Source organism: Youhaiella tibetensis, from assembly GCF_008000755.1.
GTDB classification, from domain to species: domain Bacteria; phylum Pseudomonadota; class Alphaproteobacteria; order Rhizobiales; family Devosiaceae; genus Paradevosia; species Paradevosia tibetensis.
The window spans coordinates 3739083-3759759 of sequence record NZ_CP041690.1 but is presented as its reverse complement, the minus strand read 5'-3'; the positions used below and the strand labels follow the sequence as shown (position 1 = coordinate 3759759).

The 20677-nt window shown below is 65.4% G+C and carries 15 protein-coding genes and 2 tRNA genes; 7 read left to right on the top strand and 10 right to left on the bottom strand.

Going from position 1 to position 20677, the window contains the following annotated elements; translation table 11 throughout:
• The first annotated feature begins 152 nt into the window (after positions 1–152).
• On the top strand, positions 153–1385 hold the full coding sequence (locus tag FNA67_RS18390) for a lytic murein transglycosylase (RefSeq protein WP_170267362.1): 1233 nt from the start codon (positions 153–155) through the stop codon (positions 1383–1385).
• A 48-nt stretch (positions 1386–1433) separates the two neighbouring features.
• Positions 1434–2621 (top strand): SGNH/GDSL hydrolase family protein, encoded by a 1188-nt coding sequence (locus tag FNA67_RS18385; protein WP_147657471.1) that lies wholly within the window; start codon positions 1434–1436, stop codon positions 2619–2621.
• 52 nt (positions 2622–2673) lie between these two features.
• Here FNA67_RS18385 and FNA67_RS18380 read toward each other — a convergent pair whose 3' ends face one another.
• From FNA67_RS18380 to FNA67_RS18360, 5 genes are all read right to left on the bottom strand, one after another.
• Positions 2674–3231, bottom strand: coding sequence for a DUF2087 domain-containing protein (locus FNA67_RS18380; protein WP_147657469.1), 558 nt, complete (start codon positions 3229–3231; stop codon positions 2674–2676).
• Between the two features lie 200 nt (positions 3232–3431).
• The gene (locus FNA67_RS18375) at positions 3432–4859 is read right to left on the bottom strand and encodes a glutamate synthase subunit beta (protein ID WP_147657467.1); all 1428 of its coding nucleotides are present in this window, start codon (positions 4857–4859) and stop codon (positions 3432–3434) included.
• Positions 4860–4868: 9 nt separating this feature from the next.
• A complete protein-coding gene (locus FNA67_RS18370) occupies positions 4869–5471 on the bottom strand; it encodes a glutathione S-transferase family protein (protein WP_049708139.1) in 603 nt (200 codons plus the stop codon).
• Between the two features lie 2 nt (positions 5472–5473).
• The gene (gene gltB / locus FNA67_RS18365) at positions 5474–10186 is read right to left on the bottom strand and encodes a glutamate synthase large subunit (protein WP_147657465.1); all 4713 of its coding nucleotides are present in this window, start codon (positions 10184–10186) and stop codon (positions 5474–5476) included.
• A gap of 664 nt (positions 10187–10850) precedes the next feature.
• The gene (locus FNA67_RS18360; RefSeq protein ID WP_049706510.1) at positions 10851–11303 is read right to left on the bottom strand and encodes an Hsp20 family protein; all 453 of its coding nucleotides are present in this window, start codon (positions 11301–11303) and stop codon (positions 10851–10853) included.
• 381 nt (positions 11304–11684) lie between these two features.
• Here FNA67_RS18360 and FNA67_RS18355 point away from each other — a divergent pair, with 381 nt between their 5' ends.
• Positions 11685–12659, top strand: coding sequence for an alpha/beta fold hydrolase (locus FNA67_RS18355; RefSeq protein WP_147657462.1), 975 nt, complete (start codon positions 11685–11687; stop codon positions 12657–12659).
• A gap of 86 nt (positions 12660–12745) precedes the next feature.
• Here FNA67_RS18355 and hisN read toward each other — a convergent pair whose 3' ends face one another.
• Complete coding sequence (gene hisN, locus FNA67_RS18350; RefSeq protein ID WP_147657460.1) at positions 12746–13570, bottom strand: histidinol-phosphatase; 825 nt, start codon at positions 13568–13570, stop codon at positions 12746–12748.
• A gap of 269 nt (positions 13571–13839) precedes the next feature.
• Positions 13840–14721 carry an N-formylglutamate amidohydrolase gene (locus tag FNA67_RS18345; RefSeq protein WP_049706507.1) on the bottom strand — a complete coding sequence of 294 codons (882 nt, stop codon included), beginning with the start codon at positions 14719–14721 and terminating at the stop codon, positions 13840–13842.
• Between the two features lie 178 nt (positions 14722–14899).
• Here FNA67_RS18345 and cpdR point away from each other — a divergent pair, with 178 nt between their 5' ends.
• The 4 genes from cpdR to FNA67_RS18325 all read left to right on the top strand — a co-directional run bounded on the left by cpdR (position 14900) and on the right by FNA67_RS18325 (position 16851).
• On the top strand, positions 14900–15259 hold the full coding sequence (gene cpdR / locus FNA67_RS18340; RefSeq protein WP_049706506.1) for a cell cycle two-component system response regulator CpdR: 360 nt from the start codon (positions 14900–14902) through the stop codon (positions 15257–15259).
• 107 nt (positions 15260–15366) lie between these two features.
• Positions 15367–15441 (top strand) — tRNA-Val (locus FNA67_RS18335).
• Between the two features lie 34 nt (positions 15442–15475).
• Positions 15476–15550: transfer RNA gene (locus FNA67_RS18330), tRNA-Val, on the top strand.
• Positions 15551–15708: 158 nt separating this feature from the next.
• Positions 15709–16851: a sensor domain-containing diguanylate cyclase gene (locus FNA67_RS18325; RefSeq protein ID WP_147657458.1), complete on the top strand. Its 1143-nt coding sequence runs from the start codon at positions 15709–15711 to the stop codon at positions 16849–16851.
• Positions 16852–16866: 15 nt separating this feature from the next.
• Here the strand turns inward: FNA67_RS18325 and FNA67_RS18320 are convergent, their stop codons facing one another.
• The 3 genes from FNA67_RS18320 to hrpB form a co-directional block, all read right to left on the bottom strand.
• A complete protein-coding gene (locus FNA67_RS18320) occupies positions 16867–17814 on the bottom strand; it encodes a cation diffusion facilitator family transporter (protein WP_147657456.1) in 948 nt (315 codons plus the stop codon).
• Positions 17815–17897: 83 nt separating this feature from the next.
• Entirely contained in the window at positions 17898–18140 is a 243-nt protein-coding gene (locus FNA67_RS18315; RefSeq protein ID WP_147657453.1) for a hypothetical protein, read from the bottom strand.
• A gap of 32 nt (positions 18141–18172) precedes the next feature.
• Entirely contained in the window at positions 18173–20626 is a 2454-nt protein-coding gene (hrpB, locus tag FNA67_RS18310; protein ID WP_147657451.1) for an ATP-dependent helicase HrpB, read from the bottom strand.
• Positions 20627–20677: the final 51 nt, after the last annotated feature.

Here is a 20677-nt window from a genome sequence, read left to right as displayed (position 1 = left end):
GAATCGGTTAATCGAGCTGGCCAAACTGTGGCGGCCCGGTGCGGAGGCCGGCCGCTGAAACGTCGCCAAGCGACTGATATAAAGACGGAAAGTGCCGCGCTCCCTGTCCGGGTTCCGACTCTGCTATGATGCGGGAATTCGAGGAGACCAGCATGGCCAATACCGACCACCGGGCCCCCTTCCGTATTCTGCTGGCCGTGGCGCTGGCGCTAGTCGCCGGCCCCGCCCTGGCCCAGCCGACCGAGAGCTTCGGCTCCTTCCTGCGTTCCTTCGAGCCCAAGGCCCTCGCGGCAGGGGTGACGCGGGAAACCTACCGGAGGGCAACCGACGGGCTGACGCAGGATCCCAACGTCCCCAACCTGGTCTCGAGCCAACCCGAGTTCACGACGCCCGTCTGGGACTATATCGACCGGCGCGTTTCGAACGAGCGGATCGCGCATGGGCAGAAATCCATGAGCGAAACAAAGGCGCTTTTCGCCGCCGCTGGTCGGCAATACGGGGTCGATCCCTATCTTCTGGGCGCCATCTGGGGGATCGAAACCAATTACGGCACGATCCTTTCCAACACCAAGTACATCAAGCCGATCGTGCGCTCGCTGGCCACGGTCGTCCATCAACGCCGCTCGCGCCTCAAGGAGGACGAGAAGGATTTCATCGCCGCGCTGCTGCTCGTGCAGCGCGGGCCGCTCGACGCGCGTCATCTCGTGGGCTCGTGGGCGGGCGCCATCGGCCATCTGCAGGTCAACCCGACCAATGTCCTCAAATACGGCGCCGATGGCGACGGGGACGGAAAGATCGACCTCCACGATTCGCTCGCCGATGCCCTGGCCACCACGTCGCGCTTCCTGCTCGGCCTGGGCTACCAGCCGGGCATGGATTGGGGCTACGAGGTGCAGCTTCCTGCGGGGTTCGACTACACGCTGGCGGGCCGCGAGGGCTATCGCACCATCGGCTTTTTCGCCGATCGCGGCGTGACGCGCGTCGGCAATCGCAAGTTCCCCGATCCGGGGACGCCGGTCTTCCTCTACGTGCCGGGCGGCAAGAGCGGCCCCAAATTCCTCATGACCCCCAACTACCTCGTTCTCAAGGGCTACAACTTCTCAGACAGCTACGCGCTGGCCGTCGCCCACCTGACCGATCGGCTCAAGGGGGCGGGTGATTTCGTGCAACCCTGGCCGCGGCAGGCCAGGTTCCCGAACCTGGCGCAGCGCAAGGCCATCCAGTCGGCCCTCGTCCGGCTCGGCTATCTCGACGGAACCTCGGATGGCCGTATCGGCCCGGTGACGCAGCAGGCCTATGCCAGGTTCCAGGCTGCTCGCGGCGAAGTCGCAGACGGATTCGTCACCATCGAGGCCTATAACGAGCTGATGGCAGCGACACGCTGACGGCGTGTTCATTGGCTGCCGGAGTGCAAATCTGCTAGAAGCTGGCTGATGAACAGGAAGTCGCTAAAGCTCTGGATTATCGGGCTGATCGTCGCCGCACTCGTGCTGACCGATCTGGCCCCGATGTTCGTGCAGGCCCAGGAGGCGGGAGCGACCATCCAGGTCGCTCAACAGCAGCCGCGCCAACGCCGCACCCTGATGGACCTGCTCTTCGGGCCGCGCGAGCCGCAAGTCATCCAGCAGGCGCCGGTCGAGCAGCCGCGCCGCAAACCCGCGCCGGTGGCGGCCGCCGCGCCGGCCAAGCCGACGGTCGAAAAGGCCGCCAATGCCACGCGGCTCATGGTGTTCGGGGATTCGCTCGGCATCGATCTCGCCAAGGCCCTCGATCGGTTCTACGCGGAAGATCCGAACCTCGTCGTCATCAACAAGAGCAAGGCGTCCACGGGGTTCGTGCGGCACGACTACTACGACTGGAACAAGGTCATCGGCGAGGAGATCGCCGCCAACAGTTTCGACCTCGCCGTCATCTTCCTGGGCGTCAATGACATGCAGGTGCTTGATGAGGCCGGGCAGAGCTTCGACCCGCTCACCGACGAATGGGACAAGCATTATACGGCCCGCCTCAACGACGTGTTGTCGCGTCTGCGCGCCGCCAACAAGCCAGTGGTGTGGATCGGCCTGCCGCCGGTGGCCGATGCCAGTTTTTCGGCCGATCTCAGCCAGATCACCTCGCTCCAGCGCATGGCGAGCTTTTCGGGCGGTGCCGAGTTCCTCGACATCTACGAGAAGTTCGCCGACGAGGACGGCAAGTTCACGAGCTTCGGTCCGGACCTCAAGGGCCAGAACGTGCGCATGCGCAAGGATGACGGCATCCACTTCTCGACGGCAGGTTCGGACAAGCTCGCCTTCTATCTCAGCCAGGCCATCCGTGCCTTCTATCGCGGCGGCGGCGTGAGCATCGCGGTCGCCGATCCGCTGCTCGGCACCGATGCCCAACCCATGCTGCGTCCGCCCTATCAGGGGCTGGGGCAGATCAGGTTGCTCGAGGTCGCGGGCGCCGTGATCCCACTCTCCAAGACCCCGCCGCGTGCGACTGACCTCCTCACGGCATCGAATGCGCCGGCCGCCGCGCCTATCGACCTCGATGCGCTGATGAAGGCACCGGTCGGGCGCGTCGACGCCTTCGGCGTCGGCATCGTCCCTGAGCCACCGGAAGACGGGGTCGAGGCTCAGTGACGTGCTCTTCCCTGGCGCGAGGCCAGGGAAGAAGAGATGAGGCCTGAAGCGGCTAGGCCGCTACCCACTCGGCTCGCTTCTGCACTTCCGCCATGATTGCGAGGCCCTCGGGCGGCGGAAGCTGTTCGATGCGCCGGTAGATTCGGCCGTCCGGTGTCCGGGCGAGGAGGCCTTCATCGACCATCGAGCGGCGCAGGATGGCGTAGTCGCCGAAGGTGTGGCCCTCGGTAATGGCGGCGTTGACCTCGCGTTCGGTGAGGCGCTGGCCCGATGGTATGTAGGTCCAGATGCCCCAGAGGCAGAGCATCTGGTGGTTGGTCTTGCCCGGCCAGCGCATCATGCGGCCCTTGTCGTCAAAATGCCTGAGCACCTGGTCGACCTTGGCCCGATCGAGGGGCGGCGTGGCCTGGGCAGATGTGACCGGGGCCGTGGATGGCGCCAGGGCCTCGCTTCGCAGATGCTGGAAATTGCCGTGGCCGCCGGCTCGCGCCAGCATGTTGAGCAACTCGACGTGGCTGGGCAGGCCGTCGTGGCTGGCCAAGTGGGCGCGCAGGGACTTGGCGAAGGCCGATAGGTCGGCGACGGCGAAAGGGATATGGGGTCTCGACATGACAATCCTCGTCAGGTGCCAATACGAAAGATCGGTCGATGGTCGCCGGCTTACGACTTGGCACCCGAAAGGGGTCAATGTCCTTTGGAAGAATGCAGGTTTAGCTCCCCAGATGGGGCGGCGACGCCTCGGTGAACTGCAGACCGGAACGTCCATTTAGCGTGTTCGGGGCCGGCGGGCAAGCCGGCCCCGATTTTGGATCAGGCGGGCAGGTCGGTCTTGCCCATGAGGTCGAGGTCGATGGCGCGGGCCGCCTGGCGGCCTTCGCGGATCGCCCAGACCACCAGCGACTGGCCGCGGCGCATGTCGCCGGCGGCGTATACGCCCTTCTTGGAGGTCTGGTAGGAGAAGGTGTCGGCGAACAGGTTGCCGCGCTTGTCGAGCGTGGCGTCCAACTCGGCCAGCATGCCTTCATGCACCGGATGGGCGAAACCGATGGCCATGAGCACCAGGTCCGCCTTGATGACGAATTCGGTGCCGGCAATTGGCTGGCGCTTGCGGTCGACGCGGGCCACCTTGACGCCGATGACCTGGCCGGCGCTGTTGCCGATGATCTCCATCGTTCCGGCCGAGAACTCGCGGATGGCGCCTTCCGCCTGGCTCGAGGAGGTCCGCATCTTGACCGCCCAGTTGGGCCAGTTGGTGAGCTTGTCTTCGAGTTCGGGCGGCTGGGGACGCACATCGAGCTGGGTCACCGCGATGGCGCCCTGGCGGAAGGCCGTGCCGATGCAGTCCGAGGCGGTGTCGCCGCCGCCGACGACAACGACATGCTTGCCCGCCGCGACGAGCTGCTGCTCGCCCGACACGTCCTCGCCGCCGAGGCGACGGTTCTGCTGGACGAGATAGGGCATGGCGTAGTGGACGCCGGCGAAATCGGTGCCCTTGGCATCGACGGCGCGCGGTGCTTCCGAACCGCCGCAGAGCAGCACCGCATCGTGGGCCGCCTGCAGGTCCGAGAGCGGGCGGGTGACGCCGATATTCTCGCCATAGTGGAAAGTAACGCCCTCGGCTTCCATCTGCGAGACGCGGAAGTCGATGTGGTCCTTTTCCATCTTGAAGTCGGGGATGCCGTAGCGCATCAGCCCGCCGGCCTTGGGCTCGCGTTCATAGACATGGACGTCATGGCCGGCGCGGGCCAGCTGCTGGGCGGCGGCCATGCCGGCCGGGCCCGAGCCGACGATGGCCACGGACTTGCCGGTCTTGGCCAGCGGCAGCTGCGGCTTGATCCAGCCCGAGCGGATGGCGCGGTCGGCAATAGCCTGTTCCACCGTCTTGATGGCGACCGGGGTATCTTCCAGGTTCAGCGTGCACGCTTCCTCGCAGGGGGCGGGGCAGATGCGGCCGGTGAACTCAGGGAAGTTGTTGGTCGAGTGGAGGTTGCGCGCGGCCTCCTCCCAGTCCCCGTTATAGACCAGGTCGTTCCAGTCCGGGATCTGGTTGTGAACCGGGCAGCCGGTATCGCCGTGGCAATAGGGGATGCCGCAATCCATGCAGCGGGCGGCCTGGTCGATGACCCGGCCCTCCGAGAGCGGAATGGTGAATTCGCCGAAGTGGCGGACGCGATCGGAGGCCGGCTCGTAGCGCGGTTCCTCACGTTCGATCTCGAGAAAGCCTGTAACCTTACCCATGCTTTCCTCCTAATGCGCTGCTGCCGAAACGGCAGGAAGTCCGAGTTCTTGTTCGCAGGTGGCAATCCAGCGCAGGAGCGCGGGCCGCCCGGATAAATCGAAGCCGCCCTCGTGAGCCTGGCGCGTATAGGCCAGCAGGGCGATATCGGCGATGGTCATGGTCTCCCCGACCAGGAAGTCGCGGCCGGTAAGGGCTTCCTCGAGGCGATCGAGTGCCTTGTTGCCGCGGCTGACCAGATTGGGATCGAGGTCGGCAATGGCCATCTTGTCATAGACCACCCGGGCGCGGGCCACCGCGACGGTCGGCTCGTGGCTGTACTGTTCCCAGAACAGCCATTCATCGACCTTGGCCGCCTCGTAGCGATCGCTGGGCAGAAACCGCGAGCCCTGCGCCAGGTAGCGCAGGATGGCGTTGGACTGGGCCAGCGGGCGGCCGTCGTCAAGGACGACGACCGGCATCTCGCCTGCCGGGTTGAGCTTGAGGAACTCGGGGGTCTTTGTGGCTCCCGAGCGCAACCCGATTTCGTGCAGGACATAGGGCGTGCCGGTGGCGTCGGCTATATACTTGACCTTGAGGCAGTTGCCCGACCCAAAGTTGCCGTAGATCTGCAACGTCATTCGGCAGCCACCTGGTCGGCAGAACCGCGCTTCTTTTCCATTTCGCGGATGGCGCGGCGGTACTCGACCGGCATGACTTTGACGAACTTGGGACGCATGGCCTCCCAGTTCTCCAGGATCATCCGGGCGCGGCTCGAGCCGGTATAGTGCAAGTGGTTGGCGATGAGCTGGTGCAGGCGCTCGTCGTCGTGCTTGGTCATGTCGCCGGAAATGTCGACGCGGCCATGCCACTCCAGGTCCCCACCATGGTGGTGGATCTTCTGCATCAGGTTCTCTTCCTCGGGCACCGGCTCGAGGTCGACCATGGCCAGGTTGCAGCGCGAGCGGAACGTCTCGTCTTCATCGAGCACGTAGGCCACGCCGCCCGACATGCCGGCGGCGAAGTTGCGGCCGGTCTCGCCGATCACGACCACCACGCCGCCCGTCATGTATTCGCAGCCGTGGTCGCCGGTGCCTTCGACGACGGCGACGGCACCCGAGTTGCGCACGGCGAAGCGTTCGCCGGCGACACCACGGAAGTAGCACTCGCCCTCGATGGCGCCGTAGAGCACGGTGTTGCCCACGATGATCGACTCTTCGGGGACGATCTTGGCGTTGGGCGCCGGGCGCACCACGATTCGGCCACCCGAAAGACCCTTGCCGACATAGTCGTTGGCATCGCCCTGGAGGTCGAAGGCCACGCCGCGGGTCAGGAAGGCGCCAAAGCTCTGGCCGGCCGTGCCGTGCAGGTTGACCGTGATGGTATCGTCGGCCAGCCCTTCATGGCCGAAGACCTCGGCGACGCGGCCCGAGAGCATGGCGCCGGCCGAGCGGTCGCGCGAGCGGATCGGAATGTCGATCTGCACGGGCGTGCGGTCCGTGAGGGCAGGTTCTGCCAGCTCGATGAGCTTGCGGTCGAGCACTTCCTCGAGGTGATGGTTCTGGAACTCGGTCTGGTAGATCGAATCCCCGCCCAGCGGCTCCGGCTTGTAGAAGAGCTTGGAGTAGTCGAGACCCCGGGCCTTCCAGTGGTTGACCAGACGCTTCTGGTCGAGCAGGTCCGAGCGGCCGATGAGCTCGTTGAGGGTGCGGGCACCCAGTGAGGCCATGAGGCCTCGCAGCTCTTCGGCGACATAGAAGAAGTAGTTGATGACGTGCTCGGGCGTACCCTTGAAGCGCTTGCGCAGCACCGGGTCCTGGGTGGCGATGCCGACCGGACAGGTATTGAGGTGGCACTTGCGCATCATGACGCAGCCGGCTGCGATCAGCGGAGCCGTGGAGAAACCGAATTCGTCGGCGCCCAGAAGCGCCCCGATCAGGACGTCGCGGCCGGTCTTGAGGCCGCCATCGACCTGAAGCTTCACACGCGAACGCAGGCGGTTGAGCACAAGGGTCTGGTGGGTTTCGGCAAGCCCGATTTCCCACGGGCCACCGGCGTGCTTGAGCGACGTCAGGGGCGAAGCGCCCGTGCCACCGTCATAGCCCGAGATGGTGATGTGGTCGGCGCGCGCCTTGGCAACGCCGGCCGCAACCGTGCCGACGCCCATTTCGGACACCAGCTTGACCGAGACGTCAGCCTTCTCGTTGACGTTCTTGAGGTCGTAGATGAGCTGGGCCAGATCCTCGATCGAATAGATGTCGTGGTGCGGCGGGGGCGAGATCAGGCCCACGCCCGGCGTCGAGTGCCGGGTCTTGGCGATGATCCAGTCCACCTTGTGGCCGGGCAGCTGACCGCCTTCGCCGGGCTTGGCGCCCTGGGCGACCTTGATCTGGAGCATGTCGGCGTTGACCAGGTATTCGGTCGTGACGCCGAAGCGGCCGGAGGCCACCTGCTTGATCGAGGAGCGCAGCGGATTGCGCGAGCCGTCGGGCAGGGGCTTGTAGCGGTCGGCTTCCTCGCCGCCTTCACCGGTGTTCGACTTGCCGCCGATCTGGTTCATGGCGATGGCGAGCGTGGTGTGCGCCTCGCGGCTGATCGAGCCGAAGCTCATCGCCCCGGTGACGAAGCGCTTGACCAGATCCTGGGCCGACTCGACTTCCTCGAGCGGCACGGCTTCGCCGAGCGGCTTGATGTCGAAGAGCGTGCGAATGGAGAGGTGCCGGTTCTCGCCCTCGTTGATCGCCTTGGCGAAGGCGTCATAGCGCGCCTGGGCGCCTTCCTTGGAAAGGTCGGAATTGCGCACTGCGTGCTGGAGGTCCGAGACGACGTCCGGCGACCAGGCATGGGCCTCCCCACGCATGCGGTACATATATTCCCCGCCCACATCGAGTGCGCGGCGCAGCACGGCGTCGTTGCTGAAGGCGAGGCGGTGGCGACGGACGGTTTCCTCGGCGATCTCGGCCAGGCCGACGCCTTCGATGGCGTTAGCGGTGCCGAAGAAATAGCGCGCTACGAAGTCGGACTTGAGGCCGACCGCATCGAAGATCTGGGCGCCGCAATAGGACTGGTAGGTCGAAATGCCCATCTTGGACATGATCTTGAGCAGGCCCTTGCCCACCGACTTGATGTAGCGGTGGACGACTTCCTCGGCGTCGACCTCGGGCGGGTACTCGCCCTCGGCGTGCAGCGCGGCCAGCGTCTCGAAAGCCAGGTAGGGGTTGATCGCCTCGGCGCCGTACCCGGCGAGCATGGCGAAATGGTGCATCTCGCGCGCTTCGCCGGTTTCCACCACCAGGCCCGAGGAGGTGCGCAGGCCCTTGCGGATGAGGTGATGGTGCACAGCCGCGGTCGCCAGCAGCGCCGGAATGGCGATGCGGTCGGCCGAGATCAGGCGGTCCGAAAGGATGATGATGTTGTATTCGCCGCGCACCGCCACTTCCGCCGCTTCGCAGATGGCGTTGAGCGCCGCTTCCATCCCGATCGCGCCCATGTCGGCGGGATAGGTGATGTCGAGCGTTTCGGTCTTGAACGGGTTGTCCGCGATGTCGCCGATGCCGCGGATCTTTTCGAGGTCCTCGTTGGTCAGGATCGGCTGGCGCACTTCGAGGCGCTTGACCGTCGAGAGCCCCTCAAGGTCGAAAAGGTTCGGGCGCGGGCCGATGAACGAGACCAGGCTCATCACCGATTCCTCGCGGATCGGGTCGATCGGCGGGTTGGTGACCTGGGCGAAGTTCTGCTTGAAATAGGTGTAGAGGAGCTTTGACTTGTCCGAGAGCGCCGAAAGCGGCGTGTCGGTGCCCATCGAGCCCACGGCTTCCTGGCCGGTGGTCGCCATCGGCGCCATCAGCAGCTTGATGTCTTCGCTGGTGTAGCCAAAGGCCTGGGCGCGATCGAGCAGGCTCGAGGACGGCTCGGGGGCCTGGGGGGCAACCGCCGGCAGGTCTTCGAGCACGATCTGGGTGCGGGCGAGCCACTGCGCATAGGGGTTGGCGGTGGCGAGCTGGGTCTTGATCTCCTCGTCCGAGACGATGCGGCCTTCCTCGAGATCGACCAGCAGCATGCGGCCGGGCTGGAGACGCCACTTCTCGACAATGTCTTCCTCGGGAATGTTGAGCACGCCCGATTCGGAAGCGAGGACGACATGGCCTTCGCGCGTCACGAGGTAACGGGCGGGGCGCAGGCCGTTGCGGTCAAGCGTCGCCACGACGTAGCGGCCGTCCGAGATCGACATGGCGGCCGGGCCGTCCCAGGGCTCCATCAGCGAAGCGTGGTATTCGTAGAAGGCGCGGCGCTTCTCATCCATGAGCGGGTTGCCGGCCCAGGCTTCCGGGATCAGCATCATGGCCGCATGCGGCAGCGGATAGCCGCCGCGCACGAGGAATTCGAGCGCGTTGTCAAAGCACGCGGTGTCCGACTGCCCTTCATAGGAGATCGGCCAGAGCTTGGAGATTTCCTCGCCGAAAAGCTCGGACTTCACCGAGGCCTGGCGGGCCGCCATCCAGTTGACGTTGCCGCGGATGGTGTTGATCTCACCATTATGCGTGGTCATGCGGTAGGGGTGGGCCAGCTTCCAGGACGGGAAGGTGTTGGTCGAGAAGCGCTGGTGCACCAGGGCGATGGCGGATTCGAAATCCGGGTCCGACAGGTCCGGATAGAAGGCGCCGAGCTGGTAGGCCAGGAACATGCCCTTATAGACCAGCGTGCGCACCGACATCGACACGACATAAAAGCCGTTGTCGCCGGCCACTTCGGGCAGGGCGTTGTAGACCGTGTTGGAGATCACCTTGCGGGCGATGAAGAGGCGCCGCTCGTACTCGTCGGTGGAGAGGCCCGCCGGCCGGCCGATGAACATCTGCTCGATGATCGGCTGGGTGGCGATGACGCCCTCGGAGAGCTTGCCGTTGTCGGTCGGCACGACACGCTCGCCCAGAAGCTCCAGCCCCTCGTCGCGCAGGCAGGCGCGGACAGCTTCGGCCACGCGGTCGCGCAGGGCGACTTCGTTGGGGTAGAAGAGCATGGCCACGGCGTAGTCGCCCGCCGCGGGCAAGTCGAAATCAACCACCTTCTTGAAGAAAGCGTGCGGGGTCTGCACGAGAATGCCGGCGCCGTCGCCCATCAGCGGGTCGGCGCCCACGGCGCCACGGTGTTCCAGGTTCTCGAGGATTTCGAGACCCTTCTCGACCACTTCGTGGGACTTCTTGTTCTTGATGTTGGCAATCATGCCGATGCCGCAGGCATCGCGCTCGTTGCGCGGATCGTAAAGGCCCTGTGCCTCCGGCCGACCGGTTTTGCGAGTGGCGATACCGTTCGTACCAGGATACGCGATCGATCCGTTCCGTTCGTGGGCCATGTCTTTTTCCTCGCTTTGAACCGTAGGGATTTCGCTTCCCTGCCGGGGCCCGGTTCGTGCCGGGCGATGCCTGTTCCTTCGCGCGGTTCCTGTTGGAGAACCGCACCCTATTCCTTTCCGGGATGCACTAGCGCCCACGACTTTTGGCATGATCATTGCCGAAAAGTGTCGCCACTTTCCGGGATCATGCTGGCCGGGCCGTACCATGTACGCCTCGGGCGGGCAGCGCAATCCTATCTGATTGAGAGCGGCTCTGCATCCAAATGGCCGCTCGGTGGGCACTGATGGCCCCGCAATTCCGTTTCCGCTATCGATAAGCGGGCCAGCCGGATTTGCGTGCGGCCGGGCCGGGGAGACCGGTCAGCCGCGGGTGCAGGACGGGGGCTACCGTTTCGAAGGTTCCATGGTTCATGCCCCTTTTCCTATAGCGGTGCGGGAGAACCTCCGCCGATCCGCTGTTTATGGACAACAGTGCTGTCCTATTCCCGGAGGTTTACACATTTTTTTCCGTGCTGCAAGCGGCAAGGGTCACTTTTTTGACGCAGAGAATAGGAGAAGCCCAACTGTGAATAGGAAATGTAGGAAATAAGGCGCCGGAAATGCAAAAAAGGCGCGGACCGCAAGGGTCCACGCCTCGTCGTCATATTTCGGGATGATGGGCCGCTTAGTTGACGGCGGCCTGGTCTTCGAGCGACTTCGTGCCGGTGTTGATCGCGATCTGGCGCGGCTTCTTGCTCTCGGGCAGGACGCGCTTGAGCTCGATATGGAGCAGCCCGTTCTCGAGATTGGCTCCGGTGACTTCCACATATTCGGCAAGCTGGAAGCGCAGCTCAAAAGCGCGCTCGGCAATGCCTCGGTGCAGGAATTCACGGGCTTTTTCAGCGGTTTCCGGAGCCTTGGCGCCCTTGATGGTCAGGCCGTTTTCCTTGCTCTCGATGGCAATGTCGCTCTGAGCGAAGCCTGCCACGGCGATCGACACGCGATAGGCGTCTTCACCGACGCGCTCGATATTGTAGGGAGGGTAGGATTTGGCCTCCTGGAGATTGTCCAGGCGCGAAAACAGCCGGTCAAAGCCGACGGTCGAACGATAAAAGGGCGAGAAATCAATGGTCTGCATGGTTCACATTCTCCTGTGAGCAACGTGGATTTCGGCGTCCCGCCATGGCGCTCCCTCTATAGGCGAGCATGGGCGGCGAGGTGCCGGTCCCCGGTCGTTTCCGGCGGACAACAAAGATTTAGGTAACCCCGGCGGCGCTTCAAGAGGGGGCCCGCGCCAGTTTTATGAACGGATTCTGAACGACCGCCTCGGGCCCGGTTCAGGCGCAGGGGCGCAAGACTTTGATCGTGCAGTCGATCCTGCACATCGAAATGCGCCCGTCGTCACCCCGCCCCCCGCTCGACGGGCCATCAGAGGAAAAACCAGCGTTTCCATCCCGGAGCGCTGGTTTTTCTTTGTCCGGAGCCCTAAAGCTTGCCCGAACGTGGCAAGGTTCGCGCAATGAACGTCGTCGTCGATCCCAACGGGCCACCGCTTGCGGTCGTGCCGTCCAACCCGGTGCCGGAAGGCGTGCGGGCCGGCTATTTCGTGACGAGCGACAATGCGCGGCTGCGCTATGCGCTGTTCCCGCGCAAGGGTGAGGTACACCGCGGCACCGTCTGCATCCTGCAGGGGCGCTCCGAGTTCATCGAGAAGTATTTCGAGACCGTCGCCGATTTCCAGGCTCGCGGCTTCGCCGTAGCGACCTTCGATTTCCGCGGGCAGGGCGGATCGGACCGCGTGATCGGGAACAGGCGGGTCGGCTATGTCGACCGGTTCGAGGACTACTGGACGGACCTGCGCAGTTTTCACGCCGAGATCCTGCTGCCCGATTGCCCGCCGCCGTTCTACCTGGTGGCCCATTCGATGGGCGGGCTCGTGGCGCTCGACGCCGGACGGCGCGACCGGCTGATGTTCGACCGCATGTTCGTCTCGGCACCGATGATCGCGCTCGATGGCCAGCCGCTGAGCATGGTCGGAATGGCGCGCCTCGCCAACGCGCTCTCTTTCATCGGGCTCGGGCAGTTCCCCGTGCCGGGGCGCGGCGAGCGGGCGATGTCGGAAAAGACGTTCCCCGGCAATCCGCTGACCGGCGATGCCGGGCGCTATCTGCGCACGGCCGAAATTCTCAAGGCCCAGCCGGGTCTGGGGGCGGGAACGCCGACCATCCGGTGGGTGGCCGCGGCTACCGAGATGATGGGGGAAGCGGCGCGCGACCGCTTTCCGGGCTCGGTCCGAATCCCTGTCCTAATGCTGGCGGCGGCGCGCGACCGCATCGTTTCGACTCCGGCCATCGAGCAAATGGGCCTGCGCATGCGCACCGGGCGCCATGTGGTGATCGCCGGGGCGCAGCATGAGCTCTTCATGGAATCCAACGCGATTCGTGGCCAAGCGCTGGCGGCGTTCGATGCGTTCATCACCGAGCAGAGCGGCTAGTCGAACGGGGCGTTGTTCCCTGCTTTCCCCGCAAAGGGTAGTGTATCCAAATCACGGTGGCGGGGGAAATACGCGCGGGCTGAGGCCTAGGCAGCCCGGAGTACCGCCATGGCCGCGGCATGGAGTTCGGGCGTTGCCGCAGCGATGCAATTGCCGCCTTCCTCGGGCGCGCCGCCTTCCCAGGTCGTCACGATGCCGCCGGCATTCTCGATGATCGGCACCAGCGGGGCGATGTCGACATTCTTGAGGCCGGGCTCGACGATGAGGTCGATATGGCCCGCCGCCAGCAGGCAATAGGCGTAGCAATCCAGCCCGTAGCGGGTCTGGAGCACCTGGGCGCGAAGGGCGTCCCAGGGGCGCTGCGTGCCGGTCTGCACAAAGAGATCGGGCGTGGTGGTGGAGAGCTTGGCGCGGCCGATCTCGGTTACGGCGCTGGTCCTGAGCACGATTTCCTCCACGCCGCGCCGGTAGATCGAGCGGCCGGGCAGGCCGACATAGGTTTCGCCGGTGAAGGGCTGGGCCATGAGCCCGGCCTGGGCCCGCCCATCAACCATGAAGCCGATCAGTGTTCCCCAGACCGGCACGCCCGAGATGAAGGCGCGCGTGCCGTCGATCGGATCGATGATCCACTGGCAGGGATTGTCCGAGAGTTTTGGGTCCCATTCCTCCCCGATCAGGCCGTGATCGGGAAAGCGCGCGGCGATCAGGTCGCGAACGGCGATTTCGGCCTGTTTGTCCGCCTCGGTGACGGGGTCGAAGCCGCCCGCCAGCTTGTTTTCCACGGCCAGGGGGCTGCGGAAGCGCGGCAGGGTTTCGCGCGCAGCGGCGGCGGCGGCGGCCAGCAGGGTCTCAAGAATTTGCGCGGGCTCGAGGCCGGCCAGGAGCGGGCGGGCAGAATTGTTGCCAGTCATGGGTGTGCTTTTCTCAAAGAGGTGGGCGGCAAAACGGCGCTGAATGCCGTTAGTCGGCGTGGATCATTTTTGCAACAACGAATGGTAACTTGCTGGCTAGGGATCACTGCGCACTTGATCGACTCGGCAACTGGGTTCATCCCAGAGAGGCATGATGGGCGGGAAGCTCGCGACTGGCTCTGGACCTCCAAGCGTATCGCAGGCGTCCCACGTTTCCTCCCTTGACTGGAGCGCCGCGCCACAACCGGCGCTCTTCCTTTGTGGAGAGCCTACTCGGCGGCCGCCTTGTTGGTGGCGAGCAGGGTCAGGTCGAGCCCGATCAGCGCAAAGATCAGCTTTTCGACCAGTTGCCGCACGGCGTCAAAACTCTCGTTCCTGGAGAGCGTGACCTCATTCATATAGAGGTGCCGGCTGATCTCGATCTGGACGGCGTGGACGCCATATTGTGGCCGCCCATAGGTGCGGGTCGCGTAACCTCCGGCATAGGGGCGGTTCCGCGCCACGCGCAGGCCCGCGCTCGTAAACACGGTTTCGATCAGGTCCATCAGCACCGGGGCGCAGGCCGTGCCATAGCGATCGCCCAGGACGATATCGGGCGCGGCCTTGTCGCCGCTGCGCGCCAGGCGCGGCATGGAATGGCAATCGACCAGCACGGCCACGCCGAACTGGGTGAGGGCTTCGCTGAGCAGTTTCTGCAGAGTGGCGTGATAGGGCAGGTAGATGCCCTCGATGCGCATGCAGGCATCATCGAGCGTCAGCCTATCGCGGTAGATCGGCTTGTTCTCGGCTACGACGCGCGCCAGCGTTCCCAGCCCGGCGGCCACGCGCGGGGAGGTGGTGTTGTAGCGGTCCGATAGCGGCTCCTCGAACATCTGGGGGTCCAGTTCCCAGGGCTCGCGGTTGACGTCGAGATAGGCACGCGGGAAATGGGCGCGCAGGAGCGGGGTCCCCAGGTGCGGGGCACGGCCGAACAGTTCGTCGACGAAGGCATCCTCGGACTGGCGAATCGAAAGGTGGTCGAGCCGGGTCATTTCGAGGAAGCGCTGCGGATAGTCGCGGCCCGAGTGGCCCGAGTTGAACACAAGGGGCGCCGTCAGCCGGCGCGGCCGGATAGTTTCAAAGGCTGGCTTGTCCCAGTAGTCGGACTGCACCGTATATTTCCTCCACGGGCCGAAGCGCTTGCCGCGATTTGCCTTCCAGTTTGCCTCCCGTGCGGCTGAATGTCTAGCAATCACAATTTCTGAGGGCACTACGCCTTGCGTGATTGAAGAAATAGCCGCATGCAGTACATATGACCCCACAGAGTCCCAGCCCTTTCACGAGGATTCGATGAAGCGGATACTGCTCGCCGAAGACGATAACGACATGCGCCAGTTCCTGACGCGCGCGCTCAAGAATGCCGGCTATGAAGTCGTGTCGTTCGACAACGGCCGTTCGGCCTATGAGCGGTTGCGCGAGGAACCCTTTTCCCTGCTGCTTTCCGACATCGTGATGCCGGAAATGGACGGCATCGAGCTGGCCCGCCGCGCCACCGAGCTCGATCCGGACCTGAAGGTGATGTTCATCACCGGCTTTGCGGCAGTGGCGCTCAACCCCGACAGCGACGCGCCGCGCGACGCTTCGGTGCTCTCCAAACCCTTCCATCTCAAGGACCTGGTCAACGAGGTGGAGCGGCTTCTGGCGGCTTGATTTCCACACGGTGAAAAGTCCGCCATTGACCCCTTGACCGCGAAAGGGGTTTTATGGTCTATCGCGCGGCAACGGCAGGTGCTGCACCGGCCGCGCTCTTGAGAGATGGGCGTATAGCTCAGCGGGAGAGCACTACGTTGACATCGTAGGGGTCACTGGTTCAATCCCAGTTACGCCCACCATTCTCTCAAGTCTTTCCTCGCCGGGTACAGGCGCGGGTGCGTAGCTCAGCGGGAGAGCACTGCCTTCACACGGCAGGGGTCACAGGTTCAATCCCTGTCGCACCCACCATTTCATCTAAAATCGACGGCGATTGTCCAGGGTGTTGGTGGCTAGGCCAGCGGCGTTGTGGCGGCGTGCCGGGACGGGATCGCGTCAACTTGGCGGCCCGAATTTACAGCGGCTTAGGGGTTCGCCCCGTATCGGTCCGGCCGAAAACGGGTGGTCCGATGCCTAGTCTTGATTTCCTGACGCTCTACATCGTCATTTTCCTCAATTCTCTGACCGTGTGCGTGGTCTGGGCGGCGTTCGCGTATCGCTATAGACCCAATCCGGCGGCCCTCTACTGGTTGTTGGGCATGGGGCTGACGGTCGTCGGTGGAGCGGTGTTGGCCATTCAGGGCAATGCCGGCGCGCCGGTGCCGGCGATCGGTGGAAACGTGCTCATCATCCTGGGCTTCGCCCAGTTCTGGATCGGGCTGCGCCGGTTCGATGGCCAGGCCGGCGGGCAGAAGCTCGCGCTTGCCATTGCCGCCTTGGCCGCCTGCGCGATGATCGCCTGTTTCGAGTTCGACCGTGGCCGCGCCGTGGTCTATGCGGCCGGGCAAGCAACGGTCATGGGGCTTTCCATTCGGCACTTGCTACGCTTTCGCCAGCCGGGTGTCGGCGCGATCGTGGCGGTCGTCGCGTTCGCGGTCGCAATGCTCGGCCAGCTTATGGTCATCGGCTCCAACATCAGTGTGTTGACCGGGATAATGGCGTTTCCGGTCTACTACGCGCTCGCTTCCTATGCGCTGCTCTGCACGGTCTTCAGCGGCGCGGTATGGAACCTGGGTTTTGCCCTGATGATGATCGATCGCCTGCAGACCCGGCTCGCGCATCTGTCTGAGACGGACGAGCTTACCGGGGTCGCCAATCGTCGCGGGCTTCAGATACGGTTGGCGGAACTGAGCAGGCAGGGGGATCAAGTCTATTCGGTCGCGCTTTTCGACCTCGACGATTTCAAGCCGCTCAACGATCGATATGGCCATGCCGCGGGTGACCGGGCGCTGGCGCATCTTGGGCGGCTCCTGAGCGGCGGGGTGGGCCCGACCGATTTCGTCGGACGCCTCGGTGGCGATGAATTCTGCGTGGTGTTCCCCGGAACGGCGTATGGCGAGGCATTGCGCCTCGCCGAGGCTTTGCGTGCGAGCGTGTCGGCAACGCCATTCGATTTCGCCGGCGAGGAGATCCGGCTTTCTGCCAGCGTCGGCGTTGCCGAGCGTGCGCCGGAGGAGAATGACCTCGACGTCGTGGTGGAGGCCGACAAGGCCCTTTATGCCGACAAGGCGAGGAAGCCGTTCCGCAGGGGCGAACCGCGTCGGATCGCCTGAGAGGCGTGCGGCTTCTCAGGCCGCCGCCACGCTCACGCCATCGGCCCATTCCGGGTCCGTCGTGAAGGCAATGGTTAGCCAGCGGTCGGGCGAATCGGGGCCGAGGGCGGCGCTGACTTCGTCGCGGATGCGATCCCATTCCTCCAGGCGGGCAGCGGGACGGTCGTGGGGCACGATGAAATAGAGCTCGATCTGGCGGCCCCGACCGACGCGGGCAACATAGGCGCGGTAGGAGAGGAAGCCGTAGCGCTCAACGAAGTCCTGGGCGACGCCATCGACATGTGCCTTTAGGTCGGCTGGGGTGACCAAGAGGATGTCGGCCAGCGCCTGGCGGATGGTGCCGAGCGGGATCGGGATGATCACCACGCAGATCACGGCCAGCACCACCGGGTCGATATAGGGCGAGAGCCACTGAAGGCTCGTCCCCTGGATGAAGAGGCCGAAGACGAAGGCCACGAGGAGCGCCGCCGTCATGGCCGAGGACATCACCCAGCTCTTGGCGTCGAGCGCCACGAAATCCGAGCCGATCCGTCGGTTGGCGCGATAGGCGTAGACGGCCATGGTGGTGGTCATGGCCAGCGTGATCGCGGCATAGGCGATGGCATTGTCGAAATCGAGCGTCCGCCCGCCATGGACGATGCTGCCGACGGCGTTGATGAAGGCGTAGAGCGCGGCGCCCGTCAGCATGATGCCGTTAAGGCCGAGCACCATCGGCTCAAGGTGCCAGAAGCCCATTGTGAAGTGCTTGACCAGCCAGGTGCTCTCGGCGTCCTCGCTGGTGGAGGAGGCGATGAGCCGGGCCACGAGGAGCGCCAGCACCGTCATGATGGCATCGGTCAGCGCGTAAACGCCGTCGAAGACGATGGCGTAGGAGCCCGAAAGCAGGCCGAAGACGATGCCGATCGCGGCGACGAGGAACGTGGCCGTGATCGAAAGGCGCAATACGCCCTGCTCTGTCTGCATCGCCGCACCGTCTCGACCGTCTCGGGCGAACAACCTATCGCGGGCGAAAAATGCAGGCAATCGAGGCGGTTCGTCGGGAGGCCTCAGTCGAGGTCCGGCACCTCCCCGTGACGGAACAGCTCCACCGGCGGGCCGTAATCGCCCATGGCGGGGTCGGCGTCGCGCGACCAGGCGATGACCCCGACATGGCGTTGAGCGAGCTGGCGCGCCTCGCTGATGGCGCGGGACTCGCTCTGCATCTCGCGTGGCTCGAACGCGGGGATCAGTTCGCCGTCTTCGCCTTTGTCGAAGGCTATGATGACGACGAGCTTGGTGGGGGTGGCCATGAGGTGATTCTCGCTCTTGCGGTTCGGATCGGTCAGGTGCCGCGCGGCTTGGCGCGCGCCGTCGCCTGGGCGGCCAGGGGGTCGTCCGGCCAGTAGTGCTTGGGATAGCGCCCCTTGAGGTCCTTGGCGACATCCTTCCACGATCCGCGCCAGAAGCCGGGGAGGTCTCGGGTGGTTTGGATGGGGCGGTGAGCCGGCGAAAGCAGCACCAGCAAGAGCGGCACCTTGCCCCCGGCGACGGCAGGATGGCGGTCAAGCCCGAAGAGCTCCTGGACGCGGATCTCAAGGGTCGGGCCGTTCTCACCGGCATAGTCGATCGGCAGGTTCGAGCCGGAGGGGGCGGCGAAATGGCTGGGGAGCAGCTTGTCCATCTCGGCGCGCCTGGCCCAGGGGAGCACTTCCTCGATGAACCCGGCTAGGTCGTCGGCCGAAAGGTCGGCTAGTCCAGCGTGGCCAGAGAGGTAGGGCGCGAGGGTGGCGGCACCATCCTGGGCAATGGCGGGGTCCGAAAGGTCGGGCCAGGCATCGCCCAGGGTCTGATGCAGATAGGTGCTGCGGGCGCGCAGCGCGTTCTGGTCCTTGCTCCAGGGCAGGGCGGCGATGCCGGTTTCGGCCAGTCCGGCGGCCAGGAGGCGCGCGGCCTCTTCGCTTGTCGGCACGGCCAGGGGTTCCTCGGTGAGACGCAAGGCGCCCAGGCGACGGATGCGGCGGGCGCGCAGGCTCCTGGCGCCCTTGTCGAAGGCGAGCACGGTTTCGCTGGTGATCTGGCCGGCGAACAATTCCTCGATCGTTGCCCGGTCGATGGCGGCCGCCGCGCGGATACGGCCGTTCGCGGCGCTCCCCGTGAGATCGGCCACTACAAGATAAGGCGCGGCGGCCAGGGCGTCGGTCTCTTCAAGGCTTGCGGCCCGGCCATTGGCGAGCCGGAAGCGACCGCGCGCGCCCGAGGCCTGCGCCACGCGATCGGGATAGGCGCGGGCGAGATGGCGGCCGGCGTCTTCGCCGCTGCCGGATTTGTTGCCGACGAGGGCGGCCCAGCGGCGCGCGAGATTGCGCGCCTCCTCGGCGCGGCGGCCGGATTCGCGGCGGAAGCGGTCGAGGCGGTGGGCTAGGTCGATGCCGGCGCCGCCAAGGCCGCGTTCGCCGAGGAGGACGGCGATCTCGGCGGCAGTGAGGGCGTCGTTCTCGCCGGCGGCGCAATGGACCATGTGGGCGAGGCGCGGATGGAGCGGCAGGCGCGCGAGGGCTCGACCTTCGGGCGTGATGCGACCCTGCGCGTCGAGGGCCTCGAGCCCTTTGAGCAAGGTCACCGCTTCGCTCCAGGCCGGAGCGGGCGGGGAATCGAGAAAGGCCATCGCCTTGGGATCGGTGACGCCCCAGGAGGCGAGGTCGAGGGCGAGCCCGGAAAGGTCGGCGGCGAGGATTTCGGGCGTGTCGAAGGCGTCGAGCGCCGAATTCTGCCCCTCGTTCCAGAGGCGAAAGCAAATGCCCGGTTCGGTACGGCCGGCGCGGCCACGTCGCTGGTCGGCGGCGGCGCGGGAAACGCGGCGGGTTTCGAGCGAGGAGAGGCCGGTGGCGGGCTCATAGGTCGGGACGCGGCGAAAGCCGGAATCGATGACGATGCGCACGCCCTCGATGGTGAGCGAGGTTTCCGCGATCGAGGTTGCCAGCACGATCTTGCGGCGGCCGCGTGGGGCGGGCTGGACGGCGCGATCCTGTTCGGCTGGGGTGAGCTGGCCATAGAGCGGGGCGATGTCGGTATTGGCGGGCACCTTGCCGGCAAGGCGCTCCGCGGTGCGGGTGATCTCGGCCTGCCCGGGCAGAAAGACGAGGGCGGAGCCGGGCTCGCTGTTCATGGCCTCGAGCGTGGCTGCCGTCACCTGATCTTCGAGGCGGGCCAGTGGATCTGGGACGACATAGCGGGTCTCGACCGGGAAGGCGCGGCCTTCGCTTTCGATGACCGGCGCATCGCCGAGGAGGCGCGCCACCCGGGCGCCGTCGATCGTCGCCGACATCACCAGGAGCCGCAGGTCTTCACGCAGGGCGGCAGCGTCGAGCGCCAAGGCGAGCCCCAGATCGCCATCGAGGCTGCGCTCGTGGAATTCGTCGAAGAGTACGGCGGCGATGCCGGTGAGTTCGGGATCGTCGAGCAGCATGCGGGTGAAGACGCCTTCGGTGACGACTTCGATGCGCGTCTTCCTGGTAATCTTGTTGTCGAGGCGGACGCGGTAGCCGACGGTTTCGCCGACTTCCTCGCCCAGCGTCTGCGCCATGCGGCGGGCGGCGGCGCGGGCGGCGAGGCGGCGGGGTTCGAGCATGACGATGCGGCCATCGCCACGCCACGGGGCATCGAGCAATGCCAGCGGCACGCGAGTGGTTTTGCCGGCGCCCGGCGGCGCGACGAGCACGGCGAACGGCCCGGCCTCGAGCGCGGCGAGAAGCAGGGGCAGGGCGGCATCGATGGGGAGCGGCGAAAGGAGCGGCATGCGGCTTCATCGCCGGTTCCACGCACGAGGGCAAGCTTGAACGGAAGGGCC

Bases quoted from the DNA above. Each gene is read 5' to 3' on its own strand.
- FNA67_RS18360 (WP_049706510.1), bottom strand. From the start codon at position 11,303: ATGCAGACCATTGATTTCTCGCCCTTTTATCGTTCGACCGTCGGCTTT.
- hisN (WP_147657460.1), bottom strand. From the start codon at position 13,570: ATGACTGGCAACAATTCTGCCCGCCCGCTCCTGGCCGGCCTCGAGCCC.
- FNA67_RS18385 (WP_147657471.1), top strand. From the start codon at position 1,434: ATGAACAGGAAGTCGCTAAAGCTCTGGATTATCGGGCTGATCGTCGCC.
- cpdR (WP_049706506.1), top strand. From the start codon at position 14,900: ATGAAGCGGATACTGCTCGCCGAAGACGATAACGACATGCGCCAGTTC.
- gltB (WP_147657465.1), bottom strand. From the start codon at position 10,186: ATGGCCCACGAACGGAACGGATCGATCGCGTATCCTGGTACGAACGGT.
- FNA67_RS18320 (WP_147657456.1), bottom strand. From the start codon at position 17,814: ATGCAGACAGAGCAGGGCGTATTGCGCCTTTCGATCACGGCCACGTTC.
- FNA67_RS18380 (WP_147657469.1), bottom strand. From the start codon at position 3,231: ATGTCGAGACCCCATATCCCTTTCGCCGTCGCCGACCTATCGGCCTTC.
- hrpB (WP_147657451.1), bottom strand. From the start codon at position 20,626: ATGCCGCTCCTTTCGCCGCTCCCCATCGATGCCGCCCTGCCCCTGCTT.
- FNA67_RS18375 (WP_147657467.1), bottom strand. From the start codon at position 4,859: ATGGGTAAGGTTACAGGCTTTCTCGAGATCGAACGTGAGGAACCGCGC.
- FNA67_RS18315 (WP_147657453.1), bottom strand. From the start codon at position 18,140: ATGGCCACCCCCACCAAGCTCGTCGTCATCATAGCCTTCGACAAAGGC.
- FNA67_RS18355 (WP_147657462.1), top strand. From the start codon at position 11,685: ATGAACGTCGTCGTCGATCCCAACGGGCCACCGCTTGCGGTCGTGCCG.
- FNA67_RS18325 (WP_147657458.1), top strand. From the start codon at position 15,709: ATGCCTAGTCTTGATTTCCTGACGCTCTACATCGTCATTTTCCTCAAT.
- FNA67_RS18390 (WP_170267362.1), top strand. From the start codon at position 153: ATGGCCAATACCGACCACCGGGCCCCCTTCCGTATTCTGCTGGCCGTG.